Origin of the sequence: Microcoleus harperi Pol14_C6 (genome assembly GCF_036701295.1) — a bacterium.
Classification (GTDB): domain Bacteria; phylum Cyanobacteriota; class Cyanobacteriia; order Cyanobacteriales; family Microcoleaceae; genus Microcoleus.
On sequence record NZ_JAUBQN010000006.1, the window covers coordinates 95,866 to 113,746 of the forward strand.

The following is a 17,881-nucleotide window of genomic DNA, read 5'->3' on the forward strand; positions in this document are numbered from 1 at the left end:
GGTAACGCATATCCGGAGGCTCTGCCTCCAATTTTCCCACGCCAAGCAAGCGAGGCAGAGCCTCTAGAAATCGGTTCCTAGGCAGAGCCTAGGAACTAGGTAAAAATAACAAATAACTAATAACCAATAACCAATAACAAATGACTAACAAAGAAAACCTGCAACGGCATTTACTGCAACTAGACAATCGAGGCTACAAAGCCTACAAAGACATTAAAGGTAACTACGAATTTTCTGAATTTACATTAATTATTGATTACGTGCAGGGAGATCCGTTTGCTTCTCCCAGTAAATTTAGAGTCATAGTTACCCCAAACATTGCTCAAATTCCCCGCGAACTTTTCAAATCTCACAGTCGAGAAATAGCCCTGCGAGATTACCTAACTCGCCAGTTTGACAAAGCAGCAAATAGCATCAGCAGCAAGCGTGGCACTGGGAAAAGCGGTATGATTGCAGTGACTGGCTTCGGACAAGAAGTTTTAGAGCGAACTTCCGCATTTATCATTTCGTCAAATACATCCGATATCGCAGATTTAGGAGGAGTTGAACTGCGATTTGCCGTCGGACTTCCTGCAGGCGGACGCAGTATCTTAGGGCGACAAGCTGCTGAAATGCTGTGCGAAGATATTCCCCAAATTGTCAGCAATTCTCTCAAATATTCTCACTTAAATGCTGCCGACTGTCGCCGTCAGGTTGAAACTGTAGAAGATGCTGACTGGCTGCGGGAACAGTTAGCTGAAAAAGGATTAGTTGCGTTTGTGGCTGAAGGTTCTATTTTGCCTCGCCGCACGGGTGTTGACGATCGCCATTTGTTAAATAATGCTGTGGCTTTTCAGTCACCGCCGTCGTTAAAAGTTGAGTTTAATTGTCCGAATCGCGGTTTGATTTCCGGTATGGGTATTCCCGCTGGCATTACTTTGATTGTTGGCGGTGGCTATCACGGCAAATCAACTTTACTCAGGGCGATCGAGTTGGGAGTTTACAACCGAATTCCGGGAGATGGTCGGGAATTTGTGGTGGCTAACCCTACGGCGGTTAAAATTAGAGCGGAAGATGGCAGAAGTGTGGCGGGAGTTGATATTTTACCTTTTATTAACCACTTGCCACAAGGTAGAGATACTGTACAATTTTATACTGAAAATGCGAGTGGCAGTACGTCGCAAGCTGCTAATATTATTGAGGCTTTGGAAGTGGGGAGAATGCCTGTTTTATTGGTGGATGAGGATACGGCAGCGACGAATTTTATGATTCGCGATCGCCGAATGCAGGAACTCATCGCTAAGGATAAGGAACCGATTACGCCGTTTATTGATAAAGTTAAACAGTTGTATGCGGATTATGGCGTATCGACTATTTTAGTAATGGGGGGAAGTGGCGATTATTTTGATGTTGCGGATACTGTGATTGCAATGGATAACTTTCACGCATATAATGTGACGGAAAAAGCGAAAGAAATTTCTAAAAAATACTCGATTAGCCGTGCTGCTGAAGGGGGAGAAAATTTTGGTGAGATTACTCAAAGAGTGCCGATTCCTGCTAGTTTAGACCCGAGTCGGGGACGGCGAGATGTGCGGGTGAAGGTGCGGGATGTTGATGAATTGGCTTTCGGAACTGAGGAGATTGATTTGGGTTCTGTTGAGCAAATTGTGGACAGCGGACAGTTAAGGGCGATCGCTGCGGCAATGGTTTATGCTAAGCAGCAATACATGGACGGGAAACGCACTTTGTCGGAAATCATAGATTTGGTGATGGCAGATATTGAGGCGCAGGGAATGGATATTTTATCACCTTTTCCTGAAGGGGATTTTGCCATGTTTCGACGGTTTGAATTGGCGGTGGCAATTAATCGCCTTCGCAGTTTGTCGGTTGTTGCCAAGTAGACTTGCTTAATATAAGTGTATTGTTGTCCTACTTTTGATATGCTGACAAAAGTGAGTGCAAAAACCGCGATTGAAGTATGACAGGCAATATAGGACAACTGACTGCTTTAAGCGATCGACCTTATATAGTATTAAGCAATCAAGGGGAAATTTTACAGTTAGAGTTAAAACAGCGGCAGCACGTATTGGGGCGCGCTCGCACTCGTGCTGATTTAGTCATTCCCGATGCTTGGCGGGCAGTTTCCGGGGTTCACGGTGTTTTGCGCCAAATTGGGGATAATTACTGGATTTACGACGGTGACGGGCAGCGGCCGAGCACTAATGGCTTATTTGTCGATCGCACTCGCATCACTCCCAATGACGGTTATTGTCTGAAAGACGGCACAGAAATTAAAATCGGTCTCGATCCTCAAAATCAAGTTTTGCTGACTTATTTTAATCCGCTGGCGAATCAGGTTGCTGTCCCTAACAAGCAGTCAATTCTTCTTAAAAATCGGTCGGTTTTGTTGGGCCGCGATCCAAACGCTTCGCTGCAATTAGATGCGCCGCTTGTTTCTAGACGCCACGCCACAATCGACCAAGACAGTCGCGGCAATTATATTTTGCGAGACCACAGCGTTAACGGGGTTTTTGTTAACGGTCAGCGAGTGACAAATTCTGTACAGTTGTCCGAGGGAGATGCAATTCGGATCGGCCCGTTTACTCTAACTTACCGCAGCGGTGAGTTGCAGATGCAAGACTCGGGCCATCAAATTCGTTTGGATGCTGACTGTCTGGTGATTCCGAAGCGTTTGGATAACATCACTTTGGCGATCGAACCGGGGCAGTTTGTGGCTTTAGTCGGCGGTAGCGGCGCTGGCAAATCTACTTTAATGCGGACGCTTTTAGGCATTGAAAAAACCACTAACGGCGCTGTGTTTCTCAACGGCGACAACCTGCGCCAAAACTTCAATATTTACCGCAATCAAATCGGTTACGTGCCTCAAGAGGATATTGTGCACCTCGATTTGACAGTAGAAGAAGTCTTGAGTTATGCAGCTAAATTGCGCTTACCTCCCGATACAGATGTCAATCAGGTAGTTGCAAAAACTTTAGAAGATATTGAAATGACTCACCGTCGCAAGGCTTTGGTAAAACAGCTTAGTGGCGGACAGCGGAAGCGGGTCAGCATCGGAGTCGAACTGTTAGCAGACCCGAAACTTTTCTTTTTAGACGAACCGACTTCAGGACTCGATCCGGGTTTGGATAAGAAGATGATGCAACTGCTGCGAAATTTGGCAAATCAAGGCCGGACGGTGATTCTGGTGACTCACGCGACGGCAAATATCACGATGTGCGATCGGATTGTGTTTATGGGTCGCGGCGGACGCCTCTGTTACTTCGGCCCGCCTAGGGAAGCGATCGATTTTTTTGATGTCAAAACGGGCGATTTTGCCGACATTTATAACGAATTAGAAACAGGAGAAACCAACGTTCAAAGCTGGGCAGAAAAATTTAATAAATCTCCCTACTATCAGTGCTATATTGTCAACCACTTCAGCACAGGCAAGGCGAATGCAACAACGCCTTCAGCACCCAAATATCAATCTTTTGTAAAACAACTAGTTTTGCTCGCCCAGCGCTATTTTCAGCTTATTTCCCGCGACTTAGTTAACTTGAGTTTAGCTCTTTTGACAGCGCCGATCGGCATTAGTTTACTGCGGCTAGCCGTCAGAGATAAAGACCCATTAATTGGCGCACCGGAGGCAACTTTAGCACCTTTAGCGCTCAGAGTTTTATTTGTATTTACCTGCGCGGCTATTTGGGTAGGACTGGCAACTTCTCTGCAAGAAATTGTTAAAGAATCTGCTATTTATCTGCGCGAACGTTTGGTCAATTTAGGATTGTTTGCTTATTTAGGTTCAAAAATCTTTATACTTTCTGGTTTGGCAGTATTGCAAACACTATTAATGGTAGGAGTTATTCTGAGTGCTTTTAAATCCCCCGAACCGAGTTTTATTTCCTGGCCTGTGGGAGCAGGTATTACCACATTCCTAACTTTAATGAGCTGCATAAGTCTCGGATTAGTGGTTTCCGCGATTGTTAAGAATAGCTCTCAAGCTAACAGCGCTTTGCCTCTCTTATTGCTGCCTCAGATTATTTTTTCTGGAGTTTTGTTTAAGATGGAAGGTGCGGCGAGCAAGTTTTCTTGGCTGATGTTAAGCCGCTGGTCTGTGGGTGCTTACGGCTCTTTAGTTAATGTGAATGAGATGGTTCCCGCACCTACTACATTGCCGGATGGGAGTACACTTACTCAGCCGTTTGAGCCTACTCCGGTTTACGATTCAACATGGGAAAATTTGGGTTTGAACTGGGGTATTTTGTGCGTGCATATTTTTGTTTATTTGATGTTGACTCTGTGGTTGCAGAAGCGGAAGGATATTCTATGAATTATTGGCTGATGAAGTCGGAACCGGATGTTTACAGTATTGCCGACTTGAAGAGCGATCGCACTTGTACTTGGGACGGCGTTCGCAACTATCAAGCTCGCAATTTTCTACGAGAAATGAGTCGGGGAGATTTAGTATTTTTTTACCATTCCAATACTAAACTTCCGGGAATTGTTGGGTTGGTGCGTGTCGTTGAGACTGGGATTGCTGACCCAACTCAGTTCGATATGAATAGCGAATATTACGATCGTAAATCTGAGTTTGATTCACCTCGCTGGCAAACAGTGAGAGTTGAGTTTGTTGAGGAATTTCCTAAATTAATATCTTTAGATGAACTGAAACAAAAATTTAGGGCGGATGAGATTTGGGTGGTGAGGAAAGGTAATCGGTTATCGGTAATGCCTGTATCTGAAGGTGCTGCTGAGAAGATTTTGAAGATGACATAACTATAGCTAAGTAGGGTGCGTCAGCATAGCATTATTTATTCAAAAAATTATAAACTTAAAGCTGACGCACCCTACAATTATTAACTAAAGACCTGCCGCACAAACCGCCGCTCCAATTAACCCTACATTATCATTCAAAACCAATCGAACTGGCATCATTTCTAACAGCGAATCCATCCTGCCTTTGTGCCTAAAAGCTCGCATAAAACCCCCTTCTAGAATCAGGGGCATAATCTTAGCAGCAATGCCGCCAGCTACGTACAAACCGCCGTAAGGTAAAAGTGTTACAGCCAGATTTCCTGCTACCGCACCGTAAGCTTCTACAAACATTTGCATTGTTTGTTCCGAAAGCCGATCGCACTTTTTGAGTGCCGCCTGTGCAATTGTCGCCCCCGGATCGACACTCTTGTCGCTTTTACCGATTTCTGACTCCCATTTTTTGATAACTTCCCCTATCTCCGGCGATTCAGGAGCAAACTTTCTGTCCCGCAAAAACTGGTAAATTGAAACAATCCCTAGTCCCGAAACTACACGCTCGATCGAAATTCTTTGAATGTCGTGTTTGGCTAACAAATATTTCAGCAATTCAAACTCCAACTCCGAACGAGGAGCAAAGTCACCGTGTCCCCCTTCCGAAGAAAAAACCCTGATGCCATTTGCATCGGGAATTGCAAAACATTTTCCCAAACCAGTCCCCGCACCAATCACAGCAATTGGATCGTATTCGCGGGGTTTTCCTACTTGCAAAGTGTGTAAATCTCGATCGTCCAAACCCCAAACGCCGTAGCCAACCGCAACAAAATCATTAATTAAACTGACGCGGGATATTCCTAATTCTTGTTCCAGACGCTTCGCCTCCAGCATCCAAGGCAAATTAGTCAGTTTTGCAGTGTTGTTAACCACCGGGCCTGCGATCGCAAAACAAGCTTTTTCAGGTTGTGGTGCCAAATTCAACTTAGTAGCAGCTTCCGTCAAAAACTGCTGCACCATCGGTACTAAATCAGGGAACTCCCCGCTCGGATAGCGAAACTCGTAAAGAGCATTCATTTCACCGTTAACAGTCCTTTCCACCAAGCGCAAAATAGTCTTAGTTCCGCCAATATCGCCCGCTAATAATAATGCCATAAATCTTTTTTTCCACCAAAGATAACATTCCCCATTTAAACACCCACAGTATTAATTGCCAACCAAGCCCGCAGCACCTCAGCCACAGTCCAAGCTTGAGCCGTGCAGCCTCGCGGCGAGTGGGGGGCGTCGCCCTCAAAAATTTCGCCTAGACTGCCAACTCCGCCGGTCATTATATGATGTGTCATTGGTTTGAGGAATTCGCGAGCTTCTGCTGGGTCTTTGTATACGTGCAAGTGCGCCAAGACAAACGGGCCAATCAGCCAGCCCCAAGCTGTACCCTGGTGGTAGGCACTGTCGCGCTGCAATTGGTCGCCTCCGTATGCGCCGCGATACTGCGGGTGCTGCGGCGAGAGGCTGCGGAGGCCGTGAGAAGTCAGAAGCTGTTGAGCGCAGCCGTCCACCACGCCGCGACGCTGGATGGGCGTAAGTAACGGTGTATAGCGAGTTTCCTGGCGCATCCCCCCTGACAAGGAGTTGGCCCAGTGAGGAGAAATCGAGTTTAGGGGCAAGGATACGGCGAATATTTGGTTGGGCCGCAAGGAGCTATCGTGTCCGTCTGGGCCGTCCAGAACGTCGTAACAGTAACCGGTTGAGGCGTTCCAGAAGCGAGGGAACCCGGCGGCCGTTCGATCGCCCAATTGCTGGTATTCATTGTGAGGCTTGCCCAGTTTTCGAGCAAAACTTGCCATTGCTTGTACAGCATTGTACCAAAGCGCGCTGAGTTCGATCGGCTTACCAATCCGAGGCGTCACCACCCAATCGCCGATTTTCGCATCCATCCAAGTCAGTTGCACGCCGGTTTCGCCCGCGTAGACTAAACCGTCATCGGGATCGACGCGGATGTTATACCGAGTACCCTGCAAGTGCCAGTCAACAATCTCACATAACACAGGCCAGAGTTCGGTCAAAAGTTCGTCGTCGCCCGTGGCATCGATATAAGCGCGAATTGCCTCAAAGTACCACAGCGTGGCGTCTGCAGTGTTGTATTCCGGTTCGCCGCCCGCATCCGGGAAGCGGTTCGGCAGCATTCCCCGATCGACATACCGTGCAAATGTCCGCAAAATTGATCGCGCAATTTCCGCTCGCCCGGTACAGATTGTGAGACCGGGTAGGGCGATCGTCGTATCGCGCCCCCAGTCGCTGAACCAGGGATATCCGGCGATGATCGTTTTGCCTTCGGGTTCCTCCGGTAGCGGGCGGCTGACGATAAATTGGTCGGCGGCGAGCACTAAGTGATTGATCCAGTCGGGAGATTCGCTCACTTTTGACCAGTTTTGCAGCAGTTGTTGGTCATAAGTCTGGCGCACTTCTAAAGCTTTACCGCCGTTGAGTTCGGGATTTTTCTCGGTGCTGGCTATCAATGTGAGAGAACTTCCCGGTGCGATGGTCATGTGAAAAGTCGCCGCGTGCAAGTGATCCTCGCAGCAATCCAATCCGCGGTGCTTTTCGGCTGCTAAGTCCAATCCGTAATGCCAATTGTATAAAGCCGCAGAAACTCGAAATTTTGCCTCGGCTTCGGCATCCGTCAGCAGGTACAGGGGTGCAGCCTTGGGAAATGCAGTCACGCAAACCCCGCGTTCCAAGGTTTCTAGGCTCATCTGCCAGTCGTCGGCGCGAGTTGTGTGGTGGTAGTCGCGGTAGTTGACTAGGGCTTTGACAGCGAGGGCGATCGGTTGTGAGGCGCGGTGCAAGCGGTATTGAATATATGTTGTGTTAGCACCTTGCTGCATCCAAATCCGCTTTTCTAGGATAGCGTCAGCGAGAGCAAACCTCCAAACAGGCGTCGTTCCTTCGAGGTGAAAGCTTTCGATGTAGTTGTAGCCGTGGGGTTCCATCGTCGCGTCGGCCCAGCGGTTTGTATAAAGCGGATAGGCGCGATCGTTATACACAGCCGTCTCGTCCAGCTTGGCGAGCATCAAAGTGCGTCCCAGCGGGGGTTTGAGGGCAGCTACCAGCAAGCCGTGATAGCGGCGGGTGAGGAGATTTGCGATCGTCCCGCTAGCGTAACCGCCGATCCCGTTTGTGACCAACCACTCCCGAGACTCCGCCGAGTCGAGATTGCAGCAGATTTCCCGTCCAAAAGCAATAACCATACAATCCCCACTCGCGCTGATTTTTGACCTACCTTTAGGTAGATTCTCGACATGATATCAAAAGAAATATTAACCCTTGCAAGTGGCTAATTTGGCGATCGCCCCCGTGCCGATTCCTGCTCTAATTTAGACATTACTAACCGCTACTTTTGCCCAATACATGATTTTAGCCTTTGATGCCTCTGTCTAAAGTTAGTTGTTTGTTATATTAAGTAATATTACCGTCTAAACAGGCGCTGAACATTAAGGGCAAAGCATTTGATAGCGCGTCGGGCGATCGAACTACCAACCTATTTTATAAGGAGAACAGCTCAAAGTGAAGATAGGAGCAAATTACCTCGGCAATAACCAATGTGAATTTACCGTTTGGGCGCCCACCGTCAAACAAATCGCAGTCCAAATTGTTTCCTCAAAAAAACGCCTGATACCCCTGCAACAATCAGCAGAAGGTTATTGGCAAACCACAGCTACAGACATCGAACCAGGAACCCTTTACACCTACCAAATCGAAGGAAAAACCGACCGACCAGACCCAGCCTCTAAATATCAACCCCAAGGCGTACACGCTCCGTCGCAAGTAATAGATGAAAATATCTTTACTTGGACTGACACAAATTGGCAAGGCGTGCCGCTAGCCGAAATGATTATTTACGAACTGCACGTTGGTACATTCACCCAAGCCGGAACCTTTGAAGCAGTAATTCCCCAGCTAAAACAACTTAAAGAATTGGGAATAAACGCCATCGAAATAATGCCAGTAGCCCAATTCCCCGGCGAGCGAAACTGGGGATATGACGGCGTATATCCCTACGCCGTTCAAAACTCCTACGGCGGCCCGGAAGGCTTCAAAACACTCGTCAACGCCTGCCACGAACACGGTATTTCAGTAATTCTCGATGTAGTTTACAACCACCTCGGCCCCGAAGGAAATTATCTCAGGGACTTCGGCCCCTACTTTACCTCAAAATACGGCTCGATTTGGGGAGACCCCCTCAACTTCGACGATGCCTACAGCGACGGCGTGCGTAACTACTTTATTGAAAACGCCCTCTACTGGTTCCGAGACTATCACATCGATGCCCTGAGATTAGATGCAATTCAAGCAATATTTGAAGTAGGTGCAAGACCTTTTTTACAAGAACTATCCGATGCCACAGCCGAGGTTTCCCAAGAACTTGGACGGCAACTTTACTTAATAGCCGAAAGTGACTTAAATGATGTCCGCACTATACGTCCTAAAGAACTGGGGGGCTTCGGATTAGACGCCCAATGGTGCGATGATTTCCACCACGCACTGCACGCCTTGCTCACCGGAGAAGACGACCGATACTACCAAGATTTCGGCAAGTGCGAACACTTAGAAAAAGCCTTCAAAGAAAGCTTTGTTTACTCCGGCCAGTACGCCCCCCACAGAAAGCGGAAACACGGCAATTCTGTTAAGGATGAACCGGGTCATAAATTTCTAGTATTTTCCCAAACCCACGACCAAATTGGCAATCGCATTTTGGGCGACAGATTATCCAAAATAGTTGACCTTGAAGGATTGAAACTCGCAGCCGGAACCGTTTTAATTTCTCCCTACATTCCCTTCTTTTTTATGGGAGAAGAATACGGAGAAGAAGCACCGTTTTTTTACTTCATTTCCCACTCGGACGAAAACTTAATTGAAGCTGTCCGCAAAGACAAACAACAAGAATTTAAAATCTTTGAAGGCAGAGGCGAGTTTAACGACCCCCAGAGTCCTGAGACTTTCAATAAGTGTAAGTTAAACTGGGAAAAACAAACCGAAGGCAAACACAAAATCCTTTGGGAATGGCATCAACATTTGATTCAACTGCGGCGGACAATACCGGCACTTAAAAAACTCGACAAAAACAGTCTAGAAGTGTCAAGCATTGAAGCAGAAAAAATCTTATTTCTACGTCGCTGGACAGATGACAGCCAGATATTCTGCATTCTAAACTTCAACAGGCAAGAGGTAGCTTTTACGGCTGCACTTCCCCAAGGCAACGGTCACAAAATTTTAGACTCTGCTGATGAAAAATGGATGGGTTCAGGTTCTAGCTTGCCTGAAAAGATAACTTCAGAGCAAAAATTGACCATTAAACCGCAGAGTTTCGCACTCTATGAATTACAGTAATTAAACCCAGAGGTAGAGCCTCAAATACAGGCGTTACCCGGCAGAGCCTAGGAACAAGAAACAGGAGGCAGAACCTGTCTCGTTCTCAGCCTCTGCCGCAGAATATAGTCCCACAAGAAACGGGAGGCAGATCCTCTCTCATTCCCCGTCTCGGCCTAGGAATGCAGTCGAGGAGGCTCTGCCTCATATATTAAAAAAGAAAACCCTAAAAAACCTGGAGTAAAATTAACATGATGAGAATTCCCACAACAACTTATCGGATTCAATTTCATGGAGGTTTTAACTTTGAAGCCGCCAAACAAATCCTTAGCTATCTGGAAGATTTAGGAATTACCGACGTTTACGCTTCACCGATATTTAAAGCAAGAAAAGGCAGCTCTCACGGATACGATGTCGTTGACTCAAATCAGCTCAATCCCGAATTGGGAACATCAGAAAATTTTGAAGCCCTCACCTACGAAATCAAGAAACGGAACATGGGATGGCTGCAAGATATTGTCCCGAACCACATGGCTTACGACACTCAAAACTTGCTGCTGTTAGACGTATTGGAACACGGGCCAGATTCCGACTATTTCGATTACTTCGATATTGAATGGAATCACGCTTACGAACATCTCAGAGGTCGAGTGCTGGCTCCGCTGCTGGGCAATTTTTATGGAGAGTGTTTGGAAAATGGCGAGATTCAACTCAAATACAGCGAAATAGGGCTGACCATAAATTATTATAGCTTACAATTGCCAGTAAGAATTGAATCTTATGCTAAATTTATCAGTCATAATTTGGGGCATTTAGCCAGGGAATTAGGCAGACGCCATCCAGATTTTATCAAGTTTTTAGGAATTCTTTATTTGATTAAAAATACACCTTCCGAAACTAAAGGTAAAACCAGATACGATCAGATAGCTTTTGTCAAAGGACTGCTGTGGGAACTCTACAATCAAAATCCCCTTGTACAGGAATTCATTGATGAAAATATCAAAGTTTTTAACGGAGAAAAGGGAAATGCCGAAAGCTTTAATCTGCTAGACGATTTGCTTTCCGAGCAGTTTTACCGTCTGTCTTTCTGGAAAGTCGGGGCCGAAGAAATTAACTACCGAAGGTTTTTTACAGTAAACGAACTTATTTCGGTAAAAGTTGAAGAAATTAAAGTTTTTCACAAAAACCATGCTCTGATATTCGACATGGTTGATGAGGGAAAGTTTACTGGATTGAGAATCGACCACATCGATGGACTTTACGACCCCACAGAATATTTGAAACGGCTCCGGGAGAAAATCGGAGACACTTATATTACTGTTGAAAAAATTCTGGAACACGAAGAAGATTTGCCGTCATATTGGCCGATTGAGGGAACTAGCGGCTACGACTTTTTGAATTATGTAAACGGCGTTTTTTGTCGGTGCGATCGCGAACAGCAATTTAGCGAAATATATCAGAGATTTACTCGCTTGAATGTTCCCTACGAACAGTTGTTTTTAGATAAAAAAGGGCTGATTGTTGAGAAAAACTTGGCGGGAGATGTAGACAATCTAGCTCAACTTTTGAAGAATATCTCCGGTCAATCGAGACAGGGGAATGACTTTACTCGCCCCGGTTTGGAAAAAGCATTGGCGGCTGTTTTGACGATTTTTCCAGTCTACCGAACTTACATCAATCAAGATGGCTTGAGAGAGTCCGATCGCACTTACGTAAAATATGCGATCGCCCATGCCAAAGAACAAGTACCGCGACTCCTCAAGGAACTTAATTTTATCGAAACGGTGCTGTTGCTCGAAGAAGAAGAAACTCTAACACCCGAACAAAAAGAGCAGCGCAGGCACTTCGTAATGAAACTCCAGCAGTTGACAGGCCCATTAATGGCAAAAGGCGTTGAAGACACGCTTTTATACGTCTACTATCGGCTTTTATCCCTCAACGAAGTGGGAGGAAATCCCAGTCAGTTTGGCGTGTCCCTGGGAGATTTTCACGAGTTCAACAAACAACAGCAAGCCGCTTGGCCACACAAAATGAATGCGACAGCTACCCACGATACTAAACGCGGCGAAGATGTGCGAGCCAGAATAAACGTTTTGTCAGAAATTCCCGATGAATGGGAACAGCAAGTCAGGTCTTGGAGAGAGGTAAACTCCTCTAAGAAAGTCAACTTTGTGAATCGAATGGTTCCAGATACTAATGACGAATACTTCCTGTACCAAACTCTGCTCGGCAGTTTTCCCTTTGAGGGAATTGAAAACACTGATTATGTCGATCGCCTGAAAGATTATGTCATTAAAGCCGTCCGCGAAGCCAAAGTTTATACGGCTTGGCTGAGACCCGATAACGATTACGAAGCTGGTTTTATGACCTTTGTCGATAGCGTTCTCGAACCTTCGGAACAAAATCAGTTTCTCAATAAATTTACACCTTTCTGTAAAAAAGTAGCTAATTACGGAATTTTCAATTCTTTATCTCAAACGCTGCTGAAAATCACGGCTCCGGGCGTTCCCGACATTTATCAAGGGACGGAATTTTGGGATTTAAGCCACGTCGATCCGGATAACCGCCGTCCCGTTGATTTTGACCGCAGAATCGAGGTTTTGCGGGAAATTAAAGAGCAAGCTCAGACGGATATTTTGCAACTGGTTGAAGATTTGATTGCGACGCGAGAAGATGCGAGAATTAAGTTATTTTTGACGGCAAGAGCCCTAGAAGCGAGAAAAAAATACTTGCAAGTTTTTCAATCAGGCGATTATCTGCCCCTGCAAACAGTTGGCACGTTTAAAGATAATGTTGTTGCCTTTGCCAGAAGCTTTGGAGAGACTACGGTTATTGTCATTGCTCCCCGGTTTTTGACGGGAATTGTCAAACCGGAAGAAATGCCGATCGGCAAACAAGTCTGGAAAGATACTAATTTGAAATTATCCGAGCAAATGCCGTCGGTTTGGAAAGATGCAATTACAAATCAGGCGGTAGAAAGTAACGGTACGTTGGCAATTGGTGAAGCTCTGACTTACTTTCCAGCAGCTCTGCTGATCGGTAAAAAATAGCAATTAAAAGCTGGAAAATTCCCGAATAATCCGAGATTCCCAGCAGGCGGACTTGAGGCTCTCCCTCAATATATTCCTTCCCAGGCACAGCCTGGAAGTAAACCCATAGGGGCACGGCAATGCCGTGTCCCTTTTTAGAATTGATATTAAACCTGATTTGAAGTCAAAAAACCGATCGCCCATACCAACCAAACAAAATTTATACAACAAAGACGGCAAATACAACACAACGTATACGGTTTGCCACAATACCCGAATCGATCGCACACCGTACATTGGGAAGAGTAAAGAAAAGCAAAGCAGTCAACAACTGTAGCGGTGCAAGCCTCACGGATGCAACCGTCCCCCAAGAGGTTCGGTAAATACCCCTTCATCGCAAGGTCTACCGCCCGCAGTATAGAGATCAGCACCCTATCGAAGACTGTATTAAAGCAGGACTCACTACCCGTAAACCGCGAGGTAAAATCGCAGTCCTGAATAACCAGACTATCGCACAGATAAAACACCAAAATTTTGTAGAGATTGGAGCCGGAACACCCCTATGGGAAAAGTAGTTGGAATTGACTTAGGTACGACAAACTCCTGCGTCGCAGTTATGGAAGGCGGCAAACCCACCGTCATAGCCAACGCCGAAGGGGGTCGCACCACACCTTCTGTAGTAGCATACGCGAAAAATGGCGATCAACTTGTCGGACAAATCGCCAAGCGTCAAGCCGTGATGAACGCCGAAAACACCTTTTACTCAGTAAAACGGTTTATCGGGCGTCGGGTTGATGAAGTAGCCCATGAAACCACTGAAGTTTCCTACAAAGTCCTCAAAGTTGGCAACAGCCTTAAACTAGACTGTCCCGCCCGCGGCAAGCAATTTGCCCCAGAAGAAATTTCTGCACAAGTTCTCCGCAAACTTGTAGAAGACGCCAGCAAATACCTCGGCGAAACAGTTACCCAAGCGGTAATTACTGTTCCCGCTTATTTCAACGACTCCCAGCGCCAAGCTACGAAAGACGCGGGAAAAATTGCTGGTATAGAAGTGCTGCGGATTATTAACGAACCTACAGCAGCAGCTTTAGCTTACGGGTTAGATAAAAAGAGCAACGAAACCATCCTCGTATTTGACTTAGGTGGCGGTACTTTCGACGTATCTATTCTCGAAGTAGGCGACGGCGTGTTTGAAGTGTTAGCAACTTCTGGAGACACTCACCTCGGCGGTGACGACTTCGACAAAAAAATCGTCGATTACATTGCTAACGAATTCCAAAGAGCAGAAGGCATTGACCTCCGCAAAGACAAACAAGCACTGCAACGCCTGACGGAAGCAGCAGAAAAAGCCAAGATTGAGCTTTCGAGCGTTACCCAAGCAGAAATCAACCTGCCGTTTATTACCGCGACTCAAGACGGGCCAAAACACTTGGACACGACTTTGACGCGGGGCAAGTTTGAAGAACTGTGCTCGGATTTGATCGATCGCTCTCGCATCCCCGTAGAAAATGCGATCCGCGACGCCAAATTAGACAAATCTGCAATTAATGAAGTCGTCTTAGTTGGTGGTTCTACGCGGATTCCTGCGGTGCAAGAACTGGTCAAAAAACTCCTTGGCAAAGAACCCAACCAAACGGTAAACCCGGACGAAGTGGTCGCAGTGGGTGCAGCAATTCAAGCAGGCGTACTCTCCGGCGAAGTCAAAGACATCCTGTTGCTCGACGTTACTCCGCTGTCTCTCGGCGTCGAAACCTTGGGCGGCGTGATGACCAAAATCATTCCCCGCAACACCACTATTCCTACCAAGAAGTCGGAAACTTTCTCGACTGCTGTAGACGGCCAAACAAACGTGGAAATTCACGTTTTGCAAGGCGAACGGGAAATGGCGAATGATAATAAGGATTTGGGAACCTTCCGCTTAGATGGAGTTCCTCCAGCCCCCCGTGGCGTACCTCAAATTGAAGTTACTTTCGATATCGATGCTAACGGTATTTTGAATGTAGCTGCTAAGGATAAAGGTACTGGTAAGGAGCAATCGATTAGCATTACTGGTGCTTCTACTTTGCCCAGCAATGAAGTCGAGAAAATGGTCAAGGAAGCCGAGGCGAATGCGGCTGCAGACAAAGAGCGTCGCGAAAGGATCGATCGCAAAAACCAAGCTGATTCTCAAGCCTATCAAATCGAGAAGCAGTTGGCCGAATTGGGCGATAAAGTTCCCGCTGATGACAAAACTAAGATTGAAGGGTTGGTCAAGGATTTGCGCGAGGCGATCGCCAGTGAAGATGACGATCGCATCAAAACCCTAACAACAGAGTTGCAGCAAGCATTCTACGCTGTCAGCAGCAACCTGTACCAGCAAGCAGGCGGCCCAACTGATGGCCCTGGCGGCCCTGGTGGCTACGGAGACGGCGGCCCGACAGGCGGCGGCGACGACGTAATTGACGCCGACTTCACTGAAGGCAACAAATAACAGGCTTAACTAAAAGCCCGTAGCTAGAAGCAAGAAACCCGGTTTTGAACAGAAACCGGGTTTCTGTTCATTCAAAAACAAACAACAGCCGATCGGCCCAAATCAGGAAAAATCTGCTTGAGGCAGAGTGAAAAAACTTGAATATGGTTCAATAAATATCATAAACTAGCAGTAATATAGCAATCGAGAGCAATTAAATGTCACGTTCTCCTATACAGAATTCCTCCCCAAATACTCCCAGCCCATCTCATGTTGCATCCTTGCGCCGACTCCGCCGGATCAGCCATTTACTAGACAATGCAATTCCGATTCCCGGCACAAAATACCGCATTGGACTCGATCCGATATTGGGACTTATACCGGGCGGCGGCGATTTAATTAGTTCAATTTTTGCAGGATATGTTGTCTTTAAATCCGCTCAAATGGGAGTGCCTCAAGAGACTTTAGTAAAAATGGCAGCTAATATCGTATTTGATACAGTTGCTGGTACTGTACCGGTAGCCGGAGATTTGTTGGATGTTGCTTGGAAAGCTAATGTCAAAAATATAGAATTGCTGGATGCTCATTTAGGTTCCCCCGAACAAGGCAAAAAAGCCGATTGGCTATTTGTGGCGGTGTTGCTGTTGGGTTTGATGTTAATTGTCGGAGGCGTGATATTCTTGAGTGTGATGCTTTTTGGCTGGCTATTTCAAGTGATTGCAGGACGTTGAGTTTTGGTTTGAGGATCGAGATAAATCACTCTACTGGTGTCATGTCAAAAGCATCTTATTTGAGATAATTTGTGCTTAATAAAGTATATTTGAGGATGATTGTTCACAGGTAATAACATCTGAGTTTAAGTGACGCATAGAGTGCATTCTTATTCTTTAATTTCTCAATAAAAAGCGACAATCTCACACACTCTAACCTTAGAAACACGCTACCTTAAAATCCACTCAACACTTGTTTAGTAGCCAAAAAAATACATAAATGATATGACTATCAGCTACGAAAAAACAGCGGCTGCGATAGCTCCTCAAGAAATACTAAAATATATGAGGTTTTAAAATTCAACCAACCCATGCCAAGAAAAGTTCTGGTGCTTTTACCCAAAAGAGATATGTGGCAGAAATCGCACCTATTGAGCAGAGTCTCTTAAATCATTTCGGACACATCCAAGATCGGCAGAATCTCACTTTGAACACAAGTGAGATTCTGCCGTTCCTCTGAGCGAAATCGAGGTAAATCAGCACTATTGTTATTTCTCAAATGGATTCTATAATTATAAAGCGATCGCCCTTTATTGAAATACAAAAAATATATATTAAGGATATTGACAAATATTAGTTTCTGTGCATCATATAATTTCTTTCAAATTAGCTATTGACCAGATCGCCCTTGAGTCAGATATAGTTATATAATTCAGACTATAATATCAATTTGATATAAATGCTTGAATTATCAGCCCTTGGGCTGCTACAGTTGCAACCCCTGCACGGCTATCGGTTAAAGCAACAACTGGAGCTGTTTATGAGCAGTTGCATCAGCGTCAACTACGGAGCAATTTACCCGCTGCTGAAGCGCTTGGAAGAGCGAGGGGAGATTTCGGTAATTGCCGAAGAAGCCGGAGATGCGGGTTGTCCGCGCAAAATCTACGGAATTACCGCCAAAGGGCGCGAACTCTGGCGGCAAAAAATGCTCGAACACCCTCAAGAAAGCTGGGTTAACAGTGGTTCCCGGTTCCGAATTAAGTTTTTCTTTTTTGGGGACTTAGAACCCGAAGAACGGATGAAATTGTTGGAACACCGCTTGCGAGCCTGTTACACCCGGCAAGACCATATCGAAAGCCTCAAGAGCGAATACCCACTAACCGACGGCTATCAATTCGCCTCTCGCGATCGCTGCAAGTCAGTGCTGGCGTCAGAGATAGAGTGGTTAACCGAGCAGCTAGCCAAGGAAAGAAGCGCGATCGCCGGAGTGCGTGAGTCCCCAACCTTCCCTGAATCCGCCGACTCCAAGGAAAAATCCTTCCAACTCACCCACTCAGGTGAGTCATAAGAAGGATGTGTAATCTTCTCTGGCATCGTAACTTTTGAGAGATAACAAAAAGCTTTCCTAAAAATAATCCCTCCCTAGCTTGGCTAACTGCGATCGGCAGACTAAAGCGCTTCACATACCCCAACCCCATTAAAAAGGGACTTTCTCAATTCCATCCTGTTTAAAATCGCTTGTCCTTATTCCCCCCCTGTTTGAGGGGCACCGGAGGAATCTTTAATTCCGCCAAAGTCTCAGTAAGTCCGATGTTAAA

Annotated in this window: 10 protein-coding genes; 8 read left to right on the top strand and 2 right to left on the bottom strand. The window is 46.1% G+C overall.

Going from position 1 to position 17,881, the window contains the following annotated elements; genetic code table 11:
* Positions 1-140: 140 nt before the first annotated feature.
* From QUA27_RS07015 to QUA27_RS07025, 3 genes are all read left to right on the top strand, one after another.
* A complete protein-coding gene (locus QUA27_RS07015; RefSeq protein ID WP_333067155.1) occupies positions 141-1,880 on the top strand; it encodes an ABC-ATPase domain-containing protein in 1,740 nt (579 codons plus the stop codon).
* 77 nt (positions 1,881-1,957) lie between these two features.
* Positions 1,958-4,309: an FHA domain-containing protein gene (locus QUA27_RS07020; RefSeq protein ID WP_333067156.1), complete on the top strand. Its 2,352-nt coding sequence runs from the start codon at positions 1,958-1,960 to the stop codon at positions 4,307-4,309.
* Positions 4,306-4,755, top strand: coding sequence for an EVE domain-containing protein (locus QUA27_RS07025; RefSeq protein ID WP_333067157.1), 450 nt, complete (start codon positions 4,306-4,308; stop codon positions 4,753-4,755). Before QUA27_RS07020 ends, QUA27_RS07025 begins: the two co-directional genes overlap by 4 nt.
* Positions 4,756-4,839: 84 nt before the next feature.
* Here QUA27_RS07025 and QUA27_RS07030 read toward each other — a convergent pair whose 3' ends face one another.
* Positions 4,840-5,880 carry a glucokinase gene (locus QUA27_RS07030; protein ID WP_333067158.1) on the bottom strand — a complete coding sequence of 347 codons (1,041 nt, stop codon included), beginning with the start codon at positions 5,878-5,880 and terminating at the stop codon, positions 4,840-4,842.
* Positions 5,881-5,915: 35 nt separating this feature from the next.
* The gene (locus QUA27_RS07035) at positions 5,916-7,976 is read right to left on the bottom strand and encodes an amylo-alpha-1,6-glucosidase (protein ID WP_333067159.1); all 2,061 of its coding nucleotides are present in this window, start codon (positions 7,974-7,976) and stop codon (positions 5,916-5,918) included.
* Positions 7,977-8,292: 316 nt separating this feature from the next.
* Here QUA27_RS07035 and treZ point away from each other — a divergent pair, with 316 nt between their 5' ends.
* The 5 genes from treZ to QUA27_RS07060 all read left to right on the top strand — a co-directional run bounded on the left by treZ (position 8,293) and on the right by QUA27_RS07060 (position 17,631).
* Positions 8,293-10,116: a malto-oligosyltrehalose trehalohydrolase gene (gene treZ / locus QUA27_RS07040; protein WP_333067160.1), complete on the top strand. Its 1,824-nt coding sequence runs from the start codon at positions 8,293-8,295 to the stop codon at positions 10,114-10,116.
* A gap of 233 nt (positions 10,117-10,349) precedes the next feature.
* A complete protein-coding gene (gene treY, locus QUA27_RS07045) occupies positions 10,350-13,145 on the top strand; it encodes a malto-oligosyltrehalose synthase (RefSeq protein ID WP_333067247.1) in 2,796 nt (931 codons plus the stop codon).
* Positions 13,146-13,686: 541 nt separating this feature from the next.
* A complete protein-coding gene (dnaK, locus tag QUA27_RS07050) occupies positions 13,687-15,594 on the top strand; it encodes a molecular chaperone DnaK (RefSeq protein ID WP_333067161.1) in 1,908 nt (635 codons plus the stop codon).
* A gap of 197 nt (positions 15,595-15,791) precedes the next feature.
* On the top strand, positions 15,792-16,304 hold the full coding sequence (locus QUA27_RS07055; protein ID WP_333067162.1) for a DUF4112 domain-containing protein: 513 nt from the start codon (positions 15,792-15,794) through the stop codon (positions 16,302-16,304).
* Between the two features lie 718 nt (positions 16,305-17,022).
* Positions 17,023-17,631, top strand: coding sequence for a helix-turn-helix transcriptional regulator (locus QUA27_RS07060; RefSeq protein WP_333067163.1), 609 nt, complete (start codon positions 17,023-17,025; stop codon positions 17,629-17,631).
* Positions 17,632-17,881 lie beyond the last annotated feature (250 nt).

What these genes read in the sequence shown, in the direction of transcription:
- QUA27_RS07020 (WP_333067156.1), top strand. Translation starts at nt 1,958, where the DNA reads ATGACAGGCAATATAGGACAACTGACTGCTTTAAGCGATCGACCTTAT.
- QUA27_RS07055 (WP_333067162.1), top strand. Translation starts at nt 15,792, where the DNA reads ATGTCACGTTCTCCTATACAGAATTCCTCCCCAAATACTCCCAGCCCA.
- QUA27_RS07060 (WP_333067163.1), top strand. Translation starts at nt 17,023, where the DNA reads ATGCTTGAATTATCAGCCCTTGGGCTGCTACAGTTGCAACCCCTGCAC.
- dnaK (WP_333067161.1), top strand. Translation starts at nt 13,687, where the DNA reads ATGGGAAAAGTAGTTGGAATTGACTTAGGTACGACAAACTCCTGCGTC.
- treY (WP_333067247.1), top strand. Translation starts at nt 10,350, where the DNA reads ATGAGAATTCCCACAACAACTTATCGGATTCAATTTCATGGAGGTTTT.
- QUA27_RS07030 (WP_333067158.1), bottom strand. Translation starts at nt 5,880, where the DNA reads ATGGCATTATTATTAGCGGGCGATATTGGCGGAACTAAGACTATTTTG.
- QUA27_RS07025 (WP_333067157.1), top strand. Translation starts at nt 4,306, where the DNA reads ATGAATTATTGGCTGATGAAGTCGGAACCGGATGTTTACAGTATTGCC.
- QUA27_RS07035 (WP_333067159.1), bottom strand. Translation starts at nt 7,976, where the DNA reads ATGGTTATTGCTTTTGGACGGGAAATCTGCTGCAATCTCGACTCGGCG.
- QUA27_RS07015 (WP_333067155.1), top strand. Translation starts at nt 141, where the DNA reads ATGACTAACAAAGAAAACCTGCAACGGCATTTACTGCAACTAGACAAT.